The following is a 15523-nucleotide window of genomic DNA, read 5'->3' as shown; positions in this document are numbered from 1 at the left end:
GGCGCGAAGCATCGTCTTCGGGTGGGCTTCGTCAGCTCGCCGAAGCGCCGTCAACCCGGATGGCTCAATGTGTACAGCCTCCGTAACGGGTGGCTCGGCGACACCGACCCTTTCCTGTGTCCAAGCGAGGAAACCGTCGTCATCGATCTCGGCGATGTGGCGGTTGACTCGGAAATCGCGGCGAGGATTCCCGATGCCGGCGCGTTTCTGCTCCAGGAACTTCCGATCACTGATGAAGGTATTTTCCGCGCTGTCGAAGCGTCCATCGACCGTTTGCGGCATGCCAACGGTGCCATCACCGGAAAGCGGCTGAGTGAGATCGGGAGCAGGAACTGGAAGGCGGGCCCGGTCACGCATCTGGCGTGGCTGACCGCCCAGGACGGCATCATCCTCGAGGTTTGGGCGTCGTTCGGCCTTGGCCGCCGGGAAGGCAAGCGAATAGGTCAACAGGTGCTCCAGGTCTATTTGATGCAAGGAATTCCGGCGGCAGCCACCTGGGCTTTCCGTTCTCGTCCGAATGCCCGGCTCGACCTCGATTCTCTCGTCGGCCAGCTGACCGGTAGCCGGATCGAGTGGATGGGCAAGCTGACCAACGGCGACATCATCAAATCCTTCAAGAAATGGCGACCCGACGAGAGGTGACTCATGAACAGATGTCCCAAGTGCGATAGGCCACTGAACGACTGTTCCGCGTGCAAGGGCGGCCGGGCACGCAGCCCGCTCGGTGACAGGCTCAGCTGCCGTAACTGCTCGTCCACCGGCCTGGTGTGCAGTCAGCACGGAGGCCACTGGAAGTAGGGCGAGTCACGGCTGCGGATCGCCAGGCTCGCGAACCGAGACGGCGAGGGCACCTCGCCTGAGGTGCCCTCGCCGTGTTCGCAGGTCAGAGTCGGGATGACAGGATTTGAACCTGCGACCCTCCGCTCCCAAAGCGGATGCGCTACCAAGCTGCGCCACATCCCGGGTCACACTCCCGGCCACTGATCACCGGGGGGTGTGCGCACAGCCTAGCGGGTCACGCTAAGCTGTTTTCGCACCCGGTACTTCGGGGGCATGCGGGTGTAGCTCAATGGTAGAGCCCTAGTCTTCCAAACTAGCTACGCGGGTTCGATTCCCGTCACCCGCTCCATCGCTCCAAACGAGACCCGCAGCCACTCTGGCCTGCGGGTTCTTTCGTCTCCGAGGCCCAAGTACGTGAAGGCCTCCTTCCCTACGCTCAAGGTAGGGAAGGAGGCCTTCACGGAGCTACGGGCTCAGTCGGTGTCGTCCGAGGCCACCACGACCTGCGAGAGACCGCTTGAAGCGGCATCCGCCTCGAGGTGTGCCGCGATCAGGTCCAGCAGCCTGTCGGTGTCCACCGGCTTGGTGACGTAGTCGTCCGCGCCCGAGGCCAGGGTCCGCGCCTTGTCCTCCGCCGTCGCCTTCGCGGTGACGGCGATCACGGGCAGGTCTTCGTGGGCGGCCTCGGCCCGGATGGCGGCGATGGTGGCGTTGCCGTCCAGTTCCGGCATCATCACGTCCATCAGGACGAGCGCGGTGTCCTCGTGCCGTTCCAGGGCCCGGATACCCGCGACGCCGGTCTCGGCGTAGATGACTTCCAGGCCGTTGCGTTCCAGTACGGCGGCGAGCGCGAAGACGTTGCGCAGGTCGTCGTCGACGATGAGGATCTTCTCGCCGTGGAACCGCTGCGCCGGCGCGGTCGAAGGTACCGGGATCACCTGCGGGACGGCCATGATCAGCGGGACACCGCCGGCCTGCGCCGTCGGCACGATCAGGTTCGACGCGCTCACCGGCAGGTACAGCGTGAACGTGCTGCCCTTCCCGGGCTGGCTGCGGACGCGGAGTTCGCCGCCGAGCAGTTCCGTCAGCTGCTGGCTGATGGACAGCCCGAGCCCCGTCCCGCCGTACTTGCGGCTGGTGGTGCCGTCGGCCTGGCGGAACGCGTCGAAGATGATCGCGAGCTTGTCCGGCGCGATGCCGATCCCGGTGTCCTCCACGGCGAACGCGAGGACGCCGGGGGCATCGCGGAGGCTGTCGGCTTCCACCTCGCGCGCGTCGGCCATCCGGATGTGCAGGCGCACGCCGCCCTCGTCGGTGAACTTCGCCGCGTTGGACAGCAGGTTCCGCAGCACCTGCTGGACGCGGTGTTCGTCGGTGTTGATCGACGACGGCACCGGCGGGTCGATCAGGACGGCGAACTCGAGCCCCTTGTCCGCGGTGAGCGGGCGGCAGATCGATTCGACGTACTCGACCAGTTCGGGCAGCGTGACGTCGGACATCTGCAGGTCCAGATGGCCGGCCTCGACCTTGGCCATGTCGAGGATGTCGTTGATCAGCTGCTGCAGGTCACTGCCGGCGGAGTAGATCGTCCGCGCGAACTGGATCTGTTTGCCCGAAAGGTTTCCGTCCGGGTTCTCCGAGAGGAGCTTCGCCAGGATCAGCGCGCTGTTGAGCGGTGTCCGCAGCTCGTGCGACATGTTCGCCATGAACTCGGATTTGTACTGCGACGCCATGGTCAGCTGCCCGGCGCGCTCTTCGAGTTCCTGCCGCGCCTGTTCGATCTCGCTGTTCTTGACCTCGATGTCGCGGTTCTGCTGGGCCAGCAGCGCCGCCTTCTCGGCGAGGTCGGTGTTCGAGCGGCGCAGTTCCCGTTGCTGTGCCTGCAACTGCTCGGAGCGTGCGCGCAGTTCCTGGGCCAGGCGCTGGGATTCGGTCAGCAGCGCCTCGGTGCGCGAGTTGGACTGGATGGTGCTGACGTTGACCGCGATGGTCTCCTTCAGCTGCTCCAGCAGGTCGATGTGGACGGTGCTGAAAGCGTTGATGGACGCCAGTTCCAGCACGCCGAGCACCTCGCCCTGGAACAGCACCGGCAGCACGATCACGTTGACCGGGGCGGCCGAACCCAGACCGGACGAGATGAGCGCGTACTCCGGCGGGGCTTCGTGGACCAGGATCGTGCGGCGGTCGACCGCGGCCTGCCCGATGAGCGATTCGCCGGGGGAGAACCTGAGGCCCGCCTGGGATTTCGCCAGCCCGTAGGTGGCGATGCTCTCCAGGATGGTCTCCTCCTGCTCGTCCTCGCGGCCGAGGAAGAACGCGCCCTGCTGCGCCGACACCAGCGGGGTCAGCTCGGACAGGATCAGCGACGCCACCGACGCGAGATCGCGGTGCCCCTGCATGAGCGCGGACAGCCGGGCGAGGTTGGTCTTGAGCCAGTCCTGTTCCTGGTTGGCGCGGGTGGTCGCCTTCAGGTTCGCGATCATCTGGTTGATGTTGTCCTTGAGGTCGGCCACCTCCCCGGACGTGTCGACGGTGATCTGCCGGGTCAGGTCGCCCGCGGTCACCGCGGTGGCGACCTGCGCGATCGCCCGCACTTGGGTGGTCAGGTTCCCGGCCAGCTGGTTCACGCTCTCGGTCAGCCTCGACCAGGTACCGGCGACACCGGGCACCTCGGCCTGGCCGCCGAGCATGCCGTCCGTGCCGACCTCGCGGGCGACACGGGTGACTTCGGAGGCGAAGGCCGAGAGCTGGTCGACCATCGTGTTGATGGTCGTCTTGAGTTCGAGGATCTCGCCGCGGGCGTCGATATCGATCTTCTTCGACAGATCGCCCTGCGCCACCGCCGTCGTCACGGTGGCGATACTGCGGACCTGGCCGGTCAGGTTGTCGGCCATGACGTTGACGTTGTCCGTCAGCGCCTTCCACGTGCCCGCCACGTTCGGCACGCGGGCCTGGCCGCCGAGGATGCCTTCGGTACCCACCTCGCGGGCGACACGCGTGACCTCGTCGGCGAACGCGCGCAGCGTCTCGACCATGCTGTTGATCGTCTCGGCGAGCACGGCGACTTCGCCCTGGGCGTCGATGGCGATCTTCTTCGACAGGTCGCCGTTCGCGACCGCCGTCGTCACGGTGGCGATGCTCCGCACCTGGTCGGTGAGGTTGTCGGCCATGACGTTGACGTTGTCGGTGAGGTCCTTCCAGGTTCCCGCGACGCCGCGCACCTGCGCCTGGCCGCCGAGCTTGCCTTCCGTACCGACCTCGCGGGAGACACGGGTGACTTCGTCGGCGAAGGCCGAGAGCTGGTCGACCATGATGTTGATGGTGTTCTTGAGTTCCAGGATCTCGCCGCGCGCGTCGACGATGATCTTCTGGGTCAGATCGCCCTTCGCGACCGCGGTCGTCACCTGAGCGATGTTCCGGACCTGGTCGGTCAGGTTGTTCGCCATGAAGTTGACGTTGTCGGTCAGGTCCTTCCACGTCCCGGCCACGCCGGGCACGGTGGCCTGACCGCCCAGCCGCCCGTCACTGCCGACCTCGCGGGCGACCCGGGTGACTTCGTCGGCGAACGACGACAGCTGATCCACCATCGTGTTCAGCGTGTTCTTCAGTTCGAGGATCTCGCCCTTGGCGTCGACGGCGATCTTCTGCGACAGGTCGCCCTTCGCCACCGCTGTCGCCACCTGGGCGATGTTCCGGACCTGAGCGGTGAGGTTGTTGGCCATGAAGTTGACCGACCCGGTGAGGTCGCGCCAGGTCCCGGCGACCCCGGGCACCTGCGCCTGGCCACCCAGCTGACCTTCCGTGCCGACCTCGCGGGCGACCCGGGTGACTTCGTCGGCGAACGACGAGAGTTGGTCGACCATCGTGTTGACGGTCGTCTTCAGTTCGAGGATCTCGCCGCGCGCGTCGACCGTGATCTTCTGGGTCAGGTCGCCCTTCGCGACGGCGGTGGTGACCTGGGCGATGTTCCGGACCTGGTCGGTGAGGTTGTCGGCCATCTGGTTCACCGAGTCGGTGAGGCCACGCCAGGTCCCGGCCACGCCCGGCACGGTCGCCTGGCCGCCGAGACGGCCTTCGCTGCCGACCTCGCGGGCGACCCGGGTGACTTCGTCGGCGAACGACGAGAGCTGATCCACCATCGTGTTCAGCGTGTTCTTCAGTTCGAGGATCTCGCCCTTGGCGTCGACGTTGATCTTCTGCGACAGGTCGCCCTTCGCCACCGCGGTGGCCACCTGGGCGATGTTGCGGACCTGGTCGGTCAGGTTGTCCGCCATCAGGTTCACCGAATCGGTGAGGTCGCGCCACGTGCCCGCCGCGCCGGGGACCTGCGCCTGGCCGCCGAGACGGCCTTCGCTACCCACCTCGCGCGAGACCCGGGTGACTTCGTCGGCGAAGGCCGAGAGCTGGTCGACCATGATGTTGACGGTGTTCTTGAGTTCCAGGATCTCGCCGCGCGCGTCGACGTGGATCTTCTGCGTCAGATCGCCCCGCGCGACCGCGGTGGTGACCTGGGCGATGTTCCGGACCTGGTCGGTCAGGTTGCTGGCCATGACGTTGACGTTGTCGGTCAGGTCACGCCAGGTGCCCGCCACGCCGGGGACCTCGGCCTGGCCGCCGAGACGGCCTTCGGTGGCGATCTCGCGGGCCACTCTGGTGACCTCGGTCGCGAACCGGGAAAGCTGTTTGATCAGGCCGTTCACCGTTTTCGCCACTTCGGCGAACTGACCCTGCAACGGCCGCCCGCCGACTTCCAGCGGCATCGGCTCCGACAGGTCGCCCTCGGCGACCGCGACGAGGACCCGGTTGAGCTCGGCGGTGGGCCTGCTCACGTCCTCGATCAGCCCGTTGACGACGTCGACCGCGGTCGCCCAGCCGCCGGGCCCGATCTCGGCGGCGACCCGTTCGGTCAGCCTGCCTTCCTTGCCGACCGCTTCGCGGACGCGCAAGAGCTCGGTGACCAGACGCTGGTTGCGTTCGGCGATGTCGTTGAAGGCGACGGCGAGCTGTGCGGTGAGCCCGTCGCCGTGCGCCACGAACCGCCGCCGGAAGTTGCCGTCCCCGAGGTCACGGGCCGCCGAGAGCAGGCGTTCCAGGGTCGCTTCGTCCACCTGGCCGCCACCACCTTCGGCAGGGTTCCGGTCCCTTTGGGAGTGCTGTGTCATCTGTGTCGACCCTCTCCACCACGCATGCCAAGCCATGGTCGTCGCATCAGCGTGCCATGATTCGACCTACACTTCGAGCCAGTCCGCCCGCTCACGCTGCGCTACCCGCCAGGCAGGAGGAGGTCCGGGAATGGTGTCACGGCCGGCCCCGGCCTCGACGTCGCTCCCCTCGGAGCCGTCGGCAGGGGCGAGTGAGGGCGCGCTGCCCGAATCCGGGAGGTTCTGGCGCGAGCTGCTCGAGGACGTGCGTGACGCCGTGCTCCTGCAGGATGTCGGCGGCGCTTTGCGCTGGTCGAACCCCGCGGCCAGGGAGCTGTTCGGCGGCGGTCGCCCGGTGCTCACCGCCGAAGGCCCGGACGTCGGTCACGTCGAGCACACCGGACGCCGGTTCCCCGCGCGGATCCGGCCGCTGCCCGGCGGCTGGCACGCCTGGACGGTGACCTCGGAGGTCGCCGCGGACGGCCCGCGTGTCGACGGCTTCCTCGCCGCTTCCGCACCCCGTCTCGCCTCGGCACGGGGACGGCACGGGACGGCCAAGGTGATCGCCGAGGTCGCCGCGGCCGAACTCGCGGACTGCGTTTTCGTGCTCTTGCCCACCACCCGGGGACGCTGGGAATGGTGGAGCTGCGACCACCGCACCAACCACGGCCACGGCCGTATCCGCCGCGTTCCGGCCCAGCTGGCGCCGGTGCTCGCCGGGACGTTCGCCTCCACCGAGGAACCCGAGGCCAAGGTGGTCCCGGAGGAAGAGGTGACGACGCTGCCCGCGGTCGTCGCGGAACGGCTCGCCGGCCACGCGTCGGTCACCGTGGTCTCGCTCGGTCTCGACGGCGGCGCCGGGGTCACCGGCGCGGTCGTGCTGGGCAGGCGCGGCTCGCCGTCGTTCGGTGAGGGCCATCCGCGCGCGGTCACCGAATTCGCCCGCGCGGCCGGGACGGCGCTGGCCAACGCGCACCGCTACGCCCGCCAGGAAGAGGCCACCCGCGGCCTGGAGACCACGCTCCGCCCGACACCGCCGCCGGACGTTCCCGGCGTCCGGTTCGACGTCTGGTACGAGCCTTCGGGCGGTCTGCTCGACGTCGGCGGCGACTTCTACGACGTCCTGCCGCGCGAGGACGCCGGCGCGATGTTCGTCCTCGGGGATGTCTGCGGCAAGGGCGCCGAGGCGGCCGCGCTGACCGGCCGGGTCCGGCAGACCGTCGCCGCGCTCAACCTCGTCGAACGGGACGGCACGACGCTGCTGAGCCTGCTCAACTCCTTGCTCATCAGCGGCGGCAGCGGCCGGTTCGCGACGCTGGTGCTCGGTTCGGTGCTGGCGGACGTGGACGGCCTCGACCTCACGCTGGCTTCCGGCGGGCACCCCGCGCCGCTGGTGATCCGCCGCCGAGGCGGGGTCGACGAGATCACCCTGCCCGGCACGCTGGTCGGGATCTCCCCGCAGGCCCGGTTCGCCGAGACGACGATCCGGCTCGCCGAGGGCGACGTCTGCCTGCTCTACACCGACGGGATCACCGAGGCGCGCCACCACGAGCGGACCTCGGACCTGTTCGGGGACGAGCGGCTGCGGGAACTGCTGATCGGCTGCGCGGGGCTGTCCGGCCGCGAGGTGGTCGCCCGCGTCCGCTCGGCGGTGCGGGACTGGCTCGGCAGCGGGACGCACGACGACATCGCCGTCCTGGCCATCGAAGCCGCGCCGGGTCAGCTACGAGCCGCCCAGTAACCGCACCACCGCGCGTTCGACGATTTTCCGGGCTTCGTCGGGGTCACTCACCTTCCCGGCCCGCCGCATCGCCTTCCCGATCGTCCGGTCCTGGCCGTACGCGGTGATCACGCGAGGGTCCACATAGGACCGCCGAGCCACGGCAGGGGTGTTGCCGAGGCCTTCCGCGACCTCGGTCATCACGGCCTTTTCGGCTCGCTTCAGACCTCGTTCACTCGACGGCTTTTCCGTGTCGGCGAAGGCGGAAGCGGCGAGCACGGTGGCGTTCCAGGTGCGCAGATCCTTCGCGGTGAAGTCGTCGCCCACGAGCTCCTTGAGCCGCTCGTTGATGTCGTCGGCCTTCACCTCCTGCCAGTCGCGGCCGTCGCGGTAGGCGAGCAGGCGCACGTCCCCGCCGCGGCCCCGCCGGAGCGACCGGACCAGCCGCACGAGGCCGTCGTCGCGCAACCGGACCTTTCGCTGTATCCCGCCTTTCGCGGGATAATCGCAGACCAGGCACCCTTCGCTGACCTCGACGTGCTCGCACAGCAGCGTCGCCACCCCATGGGTGCCGTTCTCGTCGGCATAGTCCTCCCCGCCGGTCCGGAACACGCCGAGGTCGATCATCCGCAAGGCCCCGGCTAGCACCCGATCGCGGGAGAGACCGCGCCCGTCGAGGTCCTCCTGGACGGCTTCGCGAAGCCGGGGGAGCCGTCGTGCCAGCGCGAGCACCCGTTCGTGTTTTTCCTCGTCCCGGGCCTGACGCCACTCCGCGTGATAGAGGTACTGGCGCCGCCCGGCGTCGTCCACGCCGACGGCCTGGATATGCGCGTTGTCCTCCGGCGAGATCCAGACCCGCCGCCACGCGGGCGGGATCGCCAGCCCGTCGATCCGCTCGCGGACTTCCGCGTCTTCGAGCGGCTCGCCGTCCGGGGTCAGGTAGCCGAAGCCGCGACCCCTGCGCCGCCGCCGGATTCCGGGGGACCCGAGGTCTGCTCGCCGAAGTCGCATGACCACCGGATACCCGCGGTGATCGGAGTTCATACCCGTGGTTCGAAGGGCCTGGTCCGGGGTAATCACCGGGCGAAGGTGACCTTAGGAGGAACCCCATGGCGACACCGTTGAACGGGCGCCGCGTGGCCATCCTGGCCGCGGACGGCGTGGAGCAGGTCGAACTGGTCGAACCGCGCAAGGCGGTCACCGAGGCGGGGGCCACCGCCGAAATCGTCTCGCTCGAATCCGGCGAGATCCAGGCCATGAACGGCGATATCGACAAGGCGGACAAGTTCCCGGTCGACCGCATGGTCAAGGACGTCACGATCGACGATTTCGACGCGCTGGTGCTGCCCGGCGGCACGATGAATCCGGACAATCTTCGCGCGGACGAGAACGCCGTCCGGTTCGTCCGCGATTTCGTCACCAGTGGCAAACCGGTCGGCGTCATCTGCCACGGCCCGTGGACGCTGGTCGAGGCCGACGTCGTCCGCGGCCGCACGCTGACGTCGTATCCCAGCCTGCGCACCGACATCCGCAACGCCGGTGGCACCGTCGTCGACGAGGAGGTCGTCTCCGACAACGGCCTCATCTCCAGCCGTAACCCCGGCGACCTGCCGGCGTTCTGTGCCGCGATCGTGGCGGAATTCGCGAAATGACCGGTACGCGTCACGGAATCGAGTGGCGCCGGTCACACTCTAGGAGGACCCTGGTGGCAGAGAAGGGGGTGCCGCGATGACCGTGCATTCACGACGCTACGGCCGTTGGTGCCGTGAGCACTTCGATATCCACCCGGAAGACGAGTGCCCCGACGGGGCCGCCGGGCAGGCCGTCGAGGCCACCACGAAGGTCGACGCCGCCGAAGCCGGGATCGTTCAGAGCGGGATCGTTCAGGGCGAGGCCCTTCAGGGCACGGCCGAGATCGGCGACGTCGCCGGGGGCGAGCCCGGCAGGCTCAACTGAGCGTGCGCCGGTACCAGACCCGCTTCGGTCCCGGCAGCCCGATCCGCGAGACCAGGTCGGTCACCACACCGCCGATGATCAGCCACAGCAGGGCGGCGAGCCCGTCGTTGAGCAGGGTGCGCAGTTTCGCGCCGTCGGGGGTGAACAGGTCGCGCAGGCCGAGGGAGATCCCGGCCGACCACCGGTCGATCAGCTGGGCGAACCCGTTGCCGGAGTTGGCTTCGCCGAAGACGAGCAGGATGTGCACGATCAGCACCAGCGCGAAGACCCAGCACACCGCGTGGACGAGCGCGTTGACCGTGCGCACGACCCGGATCCGCCGTGGCGTCCGTTCGACGATTTCTTCCTGCGGTTCGCGCGGGTCGTTGATGTAGGTCATCTTCGGCTCCCATCATCGTCCACAGTGGACTGTCCGGTCGGGCGGAGGCTCAGCCGGAGGCCGGCTCCTTCGTCTGGCTCCTGGTCTTCGTCTTGGTCTTCGTCCTGCTCGGCTTGGTGGAGGCGCTCGAATCACCGGAGGTCGCGGACGTTCCGCTCGGCGTCGACGTGACGCCGACGTTCGGGACGGTGCCGGGCGGTTCGCCGTTGACCGGGACGTCCTCGGTCACCACGACCGTGCCCGGCGGCTCGTCGCCCGCGCGGGTGGGGACGTCGACCCCGGTCTGGGGCGGATCCTGGCCCCCGGCCTGGCTGGGGCCGCTCGCCGCGGGCGGAGCCACCCCGCTGTCCTGCTGCACGGGTGCGGGGGCGCCGGTCTGGTTCATCGCCAGCAGCACCCCGATGGTGATCGCGGCGGCCGGTGCGCTGACGGCGGCGAGAAGGGCCACCCGCCTGCGGTTTCCCGGGCCGATGTAGGCGACCGCGGTCCCGGTGGAGTCCTCCAGCAGGATCCGGGCGATCGCCGCCGCGGTCGGGCGATGCGAGGGTTTGCGCGCGGTCATCCCGCGCAGCAACGTCGTCAGCGTGGTGGACAGCCCGGTGGGGATCTTCGGCTGCCGGTGCAGCCGCCCGACCGCGGCCTCCACCGGCGTCCCGGTGTACTCCCGTTCGCCGGAGAGACATTCGAGAAGGACCAGCCCGAACGAGTAGACGTCGGCGGGCGGGCCGATGTCCTCGCCCCGGACCTGTTCGGGCGCCATGTACGCCGCCGTGCCGACGACGCCGCCGGTCTCGGTCACCCTGGTGGCGTCGAAGGCGTGCGCGACGCCGAAGTCACCGATCAGCGGGCCCTCGTCGGCCATCAGGATGTTCGCCGGCTTGAGGTCGCGGTGGGTGATGCCGTGCGCGTGGACGTGCGCGAGCGCGTCGGCGAGCCGGGCCGCCAGTTCCAGGACCGCTTCCTGGGAGAGCGGGCCCGAGCGGAGGCGCTGGGCCAGGTTCGGCCCTTCGACCAGGCGCATCGTGAGATAGGAGTAGCCGTCGTCGGAGCCCGCGTCGTACAGCGGGACGAGACCGGGATGGCGGACCACGCTGAGCGTCTCGATCTCCTGATCGCGTCGGCGTTCGTCGCGGTCGAGGGTGTCGGCGTGGAACAGTTTCAGCGCGACCTCGCGTTCTTCACGCAGGTCGCGAGCGCGGAACACACGGGCCGTCGCGCCGCGGCCGAGCAGATCGCCCACCTCGTACCGGCCGGCGAGCCTGCGCGGCAGATGGTCCGGGTCGTGGACGTTCAGGCTGAAGCGGCGTTCCGTGGTCCCGGCATCCTCATCACCGTCAGCGCGCGTACCCGCGTCGTCCATCGGTGCTACCTCCGTCTCACCGGCCGAACGCCGAGTACCCGGTCTCGACCCGGACGAAACAAGTGTGCGAGCGTACCGGACGGGAGATGTACGTTCACTCCGAACGGAGCGCAACCCCCGTGCGGGTGAGACGTCCCGTGATCATGAAACCGATCCGGTGGGCCGCCTTCGCCGCCACCGTGCTGACCGCGCTCGTCACCGTCACCCCGTCCGCCGTCGCCGAACCGTTGGTACCGAAGGGTTTCGCGCCCGCGTCGACGAGCTGGACAGGGCCGCAACGAGGGTTCGTCCTGGGGTTTTCACCTTGTGGGAAGCCAGGATGGTGTGCGTCGCTGCTGGCCACGGACGACGGCGGGCGGCGGTGGCGGCCGGTCGGCACACCGCCGGTCTCCTTGCCGGACAACCACAATCAGGTCCGGCTCACCGTGATCGACGAGCGTGACGTCTTCCTTTCCGACGGCACGAAACTGCTCGCGAGCCGCGACGGAGGACGCACCTGGTCCCGGGTCCGGCTCGCCGGTGTTCGAGAACCGTTCTATATTTCGAAAATCGCCGAATCTGGGGCGAGGGTGTTCGCCATGGTCACCGGATTCGGCAGCCCGTCGACGACGACGCTCTACGCCGGGCTCGCCGGTTCGCGGATCCTTCTGCCGGTCCCGGGGTTCACCGTCACCGGTTCGGCCACCTACGGCGACGTCGCCACGAGCGGCGGGGTCCAGGTGTCGATGGGGGCCGACTACCGCGTCCAGAAGTACTGGACGTCGGCCGACGGCTTCACCTTCGCCGACGCGCCGGCACCCTGCCCGGCCGACACTTCGGCTTCGTTGAGCGGAATCCGGCGGGGTCAGGTGCTGGCACTGTGCAGCGGGGGACCGGGATCGCCGCAACCGGGGGCGACGGTCCGGCACCTGTGGCGGGCACCGCGGCTCGGCGGGCGGTTCACCGGGACGGCCCAGGCGCCGACGCTCGGGATCAACCAGAGCTTCAGCGCAGCCTCGCCCACCGCGGCGACCGTGGCGGCGGAAGGCGGCGGCACCGGGTTCCTCCACAGCACCACCGACGGTGGCGCGACCTGGACGACGACCGAACTCAGCGGCCGCGGGGTCTGCCTCAACGACCTCGAGTTCCCCGCCGAACGCGTCGGAGTGGTCGTCGACGGGCTGCCCGACGCCGAGGGCGGGTCGGCCGTCTACCGCACCACGGACGGCGGTGTCACCTGGCGTGAACTCACCTTCGGGTGAGACTGCGCGGCCACGGTCGTGATCTCCGCAGGTAGGCAAGGCCCTGTGGGGAGGTTCACAGTCCCCCACGGCATGTCGTAACCTGAGCACTGTCCGTCGATGTCGAGGGAAGCCGTGGGCCGTGTTCGCCGCGATCCGCGCTGAAGGGTGGAGCGTGTCCATGACTTCGGACGAGGTCCGGTCTGTGCCGAGGCGTCCGCCGGCCCTCGACTACAGCAAGCCCAATCTCGCCCGGATGAAGGACGCCCTTCTCGGGGGGCACGATCACTACGAGATAGACAGGCAAGCCGTCGAGGCCTTCCTCACGGTGGCCCCCGACGGCGCCGCGGTGGCCAAGGAGTTCCGGTCCTGGGCGAGCCGGGTGGTCCGGTTCCTCGCCGGCACCCGTGGGGTCGGCCAGTTCCTCGATCTGGGCTGCGGCATGCCCTACGTCGACAACACGCACCACTCGGCGCAGCGGTACAATCCCGACGCGCTGGTCGTCTACGTCGACGACGACCCGGTGGTCCAGGCACACGGACTGGCGTTGCTGGAAGACCATCTCGTGCACGTCAGCGGCGCGGACCTGCGCGATCCCGAGCAGACGCTGAGCGATCAGGTGGTCGCCGAGCACCTCGAACTCGACCGCCCGGTCGCGGTGCTCCTCAACGCGGTGCTGCACCACATCGAAGACCTCGGCAAAGCGCAGGCCATCGTCCGCGGCTATGTCGATGCGCTCGCGCCCGGGTCGTATGTGCTGCTCACGCACTACTACACCGACGGCGACGGTGCGCGCGGCGCGTTCGCGCGGAAGCTCGACGGCCTGATGGCCGGCATCGGTTACCCGACGGTGCACCGCAGCCGTGAGGAGATCGAGTCGCTCTTCGACGGGCTGGAGATCCTCGAGCCCGGCGTCGTCCACCTGCACGAATGGTGGCCGGAAGGCCCCCGTCTGGCGCCCTTGACCCAGCTGAACTACCTCAGCCTGGGCGGCGTGGGCGTCAAACTTTAGTCTTTGAGGGACTGGAAGAACGCCTTCAGTTCGTCGTGGGCGGTTCCGAAGTCCTCGGTGTTCCCGGTGATCGCCAGTTCCAGCTTCTCGCCGTCGGTGAGTTCCAGCGTCAGGTAGACGGTGAGCTTCCGTCGCGGGAAACCACCGGCGACGACGTCCGTGAACGGGATCCGCCGCGCGCCCGGCTCGGCCCGCAGGTCGTCGAGGCCGCGTTCCCGCAGCTTCCGGATCCGCTTGCGGTCCGACACCCCGCGGGCCCCGATCAGGCCGGCGACCCCGCGCCGGATCAGCACGGAACGCGCCATCGGCAGCAGTACCACTTCGGTGTCGCAGACGATCAGGTCGTACAGCTTCCGCTTGGCCTTCAGCGCGGTGAACATCCCGAGCATCCGGGCCTCGCCGGGATCGGGGGCGAGTCCGGGTTCCTGTTTGCAGAAATACGCGGCGGGCACGTTCAGCAGCTGCAGGTTCTCGACCAGTTCGTCGACCGCGCGCGGACTGGCCACGGCCGGGCCGACCAGGTCGACGACGTCGAACGGCTCCCCGTCGCCGAGGCACAGTTCCCAGCCGCCGCCCCAGTTCAGCCGGTGCGCGGCGACGCCGTGGTCGATCAGCGCGGCGGTGACGGTCTCGGCGAACAACTCGGTGAGCAGGTCCCGGCCCTCTTCCCGGGACGGGGCCCGCAGGGGCTTGGCGAGCGCGTCGGCGTCGCCGTCACGCAGCACGCGCACGACCTCGCCGATCGTGCCGCGCGGCGCCAGCCTGCTCTCGATCCCGGCCGCGGTCAGCAGCTTCGCGCCCTCCGCCACCGAAGCCCGCCCGGCGCGTTTGACGACCTCGTCCCAGTCCGCGCGCGGCCCGACGTCGCGGATCAGCACGTCCAGTTCCGCGGCGGGAACGTCGGTCTTCGGGGCGCCCAGCAGCGACCAGCCCGGCCGCGCGTCCGGTTTCACCGGGTTGTCCGGCAGCCCGGCCAGCGCGGAGAGCCGCCGTTTCGTCGGCGGATGGCTGTCGAATCGGGTCAGCTCTTCGCTGTCGAGGATGTCTTCGGCGTACTCGGTGACCCAGTCCCGCTGGACCGGGTGGTTGAGATAGGAGCGGAAACCCAGCAGGACCGCGGGAGTGCGCCTCGCCGTCGCGCCGAGCGAGACGTAGCGCTCGCAGTAGTCCTTCCACAGCGGGCTCAGCGTCGCGACCTTCCGCAGCGCCGCGGCGGCGGTCCGGCTGCCGGCCGCGAGCACGGACGCCTCGTCGGCCTGCAGTTCCTGCCGCCGGTTGGCCGACCGCGCGATCAGGAGGTACAGCTTCGAATAGGCGGACAGCAGCGCCCTGGCGGGACCGCCGTCGAGCCTGCCGACGGTGAAGGCCAGCGTCTGGGTGCCGCGGTAGGTCAGCGCGAGCAGCCGGGTGTGGCCGCCGCTGTAGTGGCCGAGTTCGTGCGCGAGCACCGACCGCAGTTCGCTCACGCTCATCGCGGCCAGCAACGGCAGCCCGATCAGCATCGTGCGACGGCCCGGGCGCAGGCCCAGGAACCGGGCGTCCTCGCTGACCGCGGCGTTGATCTCGCCGATCAGCACGATCTCGTCCGGCGGCCGCGTCTTCACCTGCTCGGCCAGGTCGTCGATCATCCGCCACAACGCGGGATGGGCGTCGCGATCCAGCCGCGGCCCCTCGATCGGGGGACGCCGCGCCCGCAAGGCGCTGACCAGGCCGAAGCCCAGCGCGATCATCATCGCGAGCCCGGCCAGCATGACGTAGGTGCCGGTCTTGCCCTGGATCCGAAGCCCCGCCACCACACTCGCCACCCCGACCGCGACGACCACCAACGGGAACGCCACAAGGAGAAGGGTCGCGAGGACGGCGCGTCCTCGGGCCTGCATCGTCCGGTTACCTCTTTTCGCACTGGTGCCCTCTGTGCGGCCGAATAGTAACCGGCTACACAGAGGCCTCGTGCG

At 69.2% G+C, this 15523-nt stretch carries 11 protein-coding genes and 2 tRNA genes; 7 read left to right on the top strand and 6 right to left on the bottom strand.

The features are described 5' to 3' along the window. The first annotated feature begins 21 nt into the window (after positions 1–21). Positions 22–642, top strand: a complete 621-nt coding sequence (locus ACLJRL_RS22330) for a hypothetical protein (protein WP_410658177.1) — start codon at positions 22–24, stop codon at positions 640–642. Positions 643–889: 247 nt separating this feature from the next. On the opposite strand, the gene ACLJRL_RS22325 is transcribed toward ACLJRL_RS22330, so the two are convergent. Beyond that, a tRNA-Pro gene (locus tag ACLJRL_RS22325) sits at positions 890–963 on the bottom strand. 92 nt (positions 964–1055) lie between these two features. On the opposite strand from ACLJRL_RS22325, the gene ACLJRL_RS22320 reads away from it, so the two are divergent. Beyond that, a tRNA-Gly gene (locus ACLJRL_RS22320) sits at positions 1056–1129 on the top strand. A gap of 124 nt (positions 1130–1253) precedes the next feature. Here ACLJRL_RS22320 and ACLJRL_RS22315 read toward each other — a convergent pair. After that, positions 1254–5942 (bottom strand): HAMP domain-containing protein, encoded by a 4689-nt coding sequence (locus ACLJRL_RS22315; RefSeq protein ID WP_410658176.1) that lies wholly within the window; start codon positions 5940–5942, stop codon positions 1254–1256. A gap of 130 nt (positions 5943–6072) precedes the next feature. Between ACLJRL_RS22315 and ACLJRL_RS22310 the strand changes: the two genes are divergently transcribed. Further along, positions 6073–7662: a SpoIIE family protein phosphatase gene (locus ACLJRL_RS22310; protein WP_410658175.1), complete on the top strand. Its 1590-nt coding sequence runs from the start codon at positions 6073–6075 to the stop codon at positions 7660–7662. Here the strand turns inward: ACLJRL_RS22310 and ACLJRL_RS22305 are convergent. Continuing rightward, a complete protein-coding gene (locus ACLJRL_RS22305) occupies positions 7645–8652 on the bottom strand; it encodes a DNA topoisomerase IB (RefSeq protein ID WP_410658174.1) in 1008 nt (335 codons plus the stop codon). The genes ACLJRL_RS22310 and ACLJRL_RS22305 overlap by 18 nt on opposite strands. A 98-nt stretch (positions 8653–8750) precedes the next feature. Between ACLJRL_RS22305 and ACLJRL_RS22300 the strand changes: the two genes are divergently transcribed. Together ACLJRL_RS22300 and ACLJRL_RS22295 are read left to right on the top strand one after the other, a co-directional pair. Continuing rightward, on the top strand, positions 8751–9293 hold the full coding sequence (locus tag ACLJRL_RS22300; protein WP_410658173.1) for a type 1 glutamine amidotransferase domain-containing protein: 543 nt from the start codon (positions 8751–8753) through the stop codon (positions 9291–9293). A gap of 76 nt (positions 9294–9369) precedes the next feature. Further along, positions 9370–9597 (top strand): hypothetical protein, encoded by a 228-nt coding sequence (locus ACLJRL_RS22295; protein WP_410658172.1) that lies wholly within the window; start codon positions 9370–9372, stop codon positions 9595–9597. Here the strand turns inward: ACLJRL_RS22295 and ACLJRL_RS22290 are convergent. After that, complete coding sequence (locus tag ACLJRL_RS22290) at positions 9590–9976, bottom strand: hypothetical protein (RefSeq protein ID WP_410658171.1); 387 nt, start codon at positions 9974–9976, stop codon at positions 9590–9592. The genes ACLJRL_RS22295 and ACLJRL_RS22290 overlap by 8 nt on opposite strands. 49 nt (positions 9977–10025) lie before the next feature. After that, entirely contained in the window at positions 10026–11336 is a 1311-nt protein-coding gene (locus ACLJRL_RS22285) for a protein kinase domain-containing protein (protein ID WP_410658170.1), read from the bottom strand. A 143-nt stretch (positions 11337–11479) separates the two neighbouring features. On the opposite strand from ACLJRL_RS22285, the gene ACLJRL_RS22280 reads away from it, so the two are divergent. Together ACLJRL_RS22280 and ACLJRL_RS22275 are read left to right on the top strand one after the other, a co-directional pair. Beyond that, positions 11480–12577, top strand: coding sequence for a hypothetical protein (locus ACLJRL_RS22280; RefSeq protein WP_410658299.1), 1098 nt, complete (start codon positions 11480–11482; stop codon positions 12575–12577). Positions 12578–12737: 160 nt separating this feature from the next. Next, positions 12738–13568, top strand: coding sequence for an SAM-dependent methyltransferase (locus ACLJRL_RS22275; protein ID WP_410658169.1), 831 nt, complete (start codon positions 12738–12740; stop codon positions 13566–13568). Here the strand turns inward: ACLJRL_RS22275 and ACLJRL_RS22270 are convergent. Beyond that, positions 13565–15448, bottom strand: coding sequence for a M48 family metallopeptidase (locus ACLJRL_RS22270; RefSeq protein WP_410658168.1), 1884 nt, complete (start codon positions 15446–15448; stop codon positions 13565–13567). The genes ACLJRL_RS22275 and ACLJRL_RS22270 overlap by 4 nt on opposite strands. Positions 15449–15523 lie beyond the last annotated feature (75 nt).

Source organism: Amycolatopsis sp. lyj-112 (assembly GCF_046549055.1).
Taxonomy (GTDB): domain Bacteria; phylum Actinomycetota; class Actinomycetes; order Mycobacteriales; family Pseudonocardiaceae; genus Amycolatopsis.
The sequence above is the reverse complement of the archived record's forward strand: the minus strand, read 5'-3'. Positions and strand labels throughout refer to the sequence as shown.

Excerpts from the sequence above, each read along its gene's own strand:
- ACLJRL_RS22315 (WP_410658176.1), bottom strand. The coding sequence starts at position 5,942 with ATGACACAGCACTCCCAAAGGGACCGGAACCCTGCCGAAGGTGGTGGC.
- ACLJRL_RS22310 (WP_410658175.1), top strand. The coding sequence starts at position 6,073 with ATGGTGTCACGGCCGGCCCCGGCCTCGACGTCGCTCCCCTCGGAGCCG.
- ACLJRL_RS22305 (WP_410658174.1), bottom strand. The coding sequence starts at position 8,652 with ATGCGACTTCGGCGAGCAGACCTCGGGTCCCCCGGAATCCGGCGGCGG.
- ACLJRL_RS22300 (WP_410658173.1), top strand. The coding sequence starts at position 8,751 with ATGGCGACACCGTTGAACGGGCGCCGCGTGGCCATCCTGGCCGCGGAC.
- ACLJRL_RS22295 (WP_410658172.1), top strand. The coding sequence starts at position 9,370 with ATGACCGTGCATTCACGACGCTACGGCCGTTGGTGCCGTGAGCACTTC.
- ACLJRL_RS22290 (WP_410658171.1), bottom strand. The coding sequence starts at position 9,976 with ATGACCTACATCAACGACCCGCGCGAACCGCAGGAAGAAATCGTCGAA.
- ACLJRL_RS22285 (WP_410658170.1), bottom strand. The coding sequence starts at position 11,336 with ATGGACGACGCGGGTACGCGCGCTGACGGTGATGAGGATGCCGGGACC.
- ACLJRL_RS22280 (WP_410658299.1), top strand. The coding sequence starts at position 11,480 with ATGAAACCGATCCGGTGGGCCGCCTTCGCCGCCACCGTGCTGACCGCG.
- ACLJRL_RS22275 (WP_410658169.1), top strand. The coding sequence starts at position 12,738 with ATGACTTCGGACGAGGTCCGGTCTGTGCCGAGGCGTCCGCCGGCCCTC.
- ACLJRL_RS22270 (WP_410658168.1), bottom strand. The coding sequence starts at position 15,448 with ATGCAGGCCCGAGGACGCGCCGTCCTCGCGACCCTTCTCCTTGTGGCG.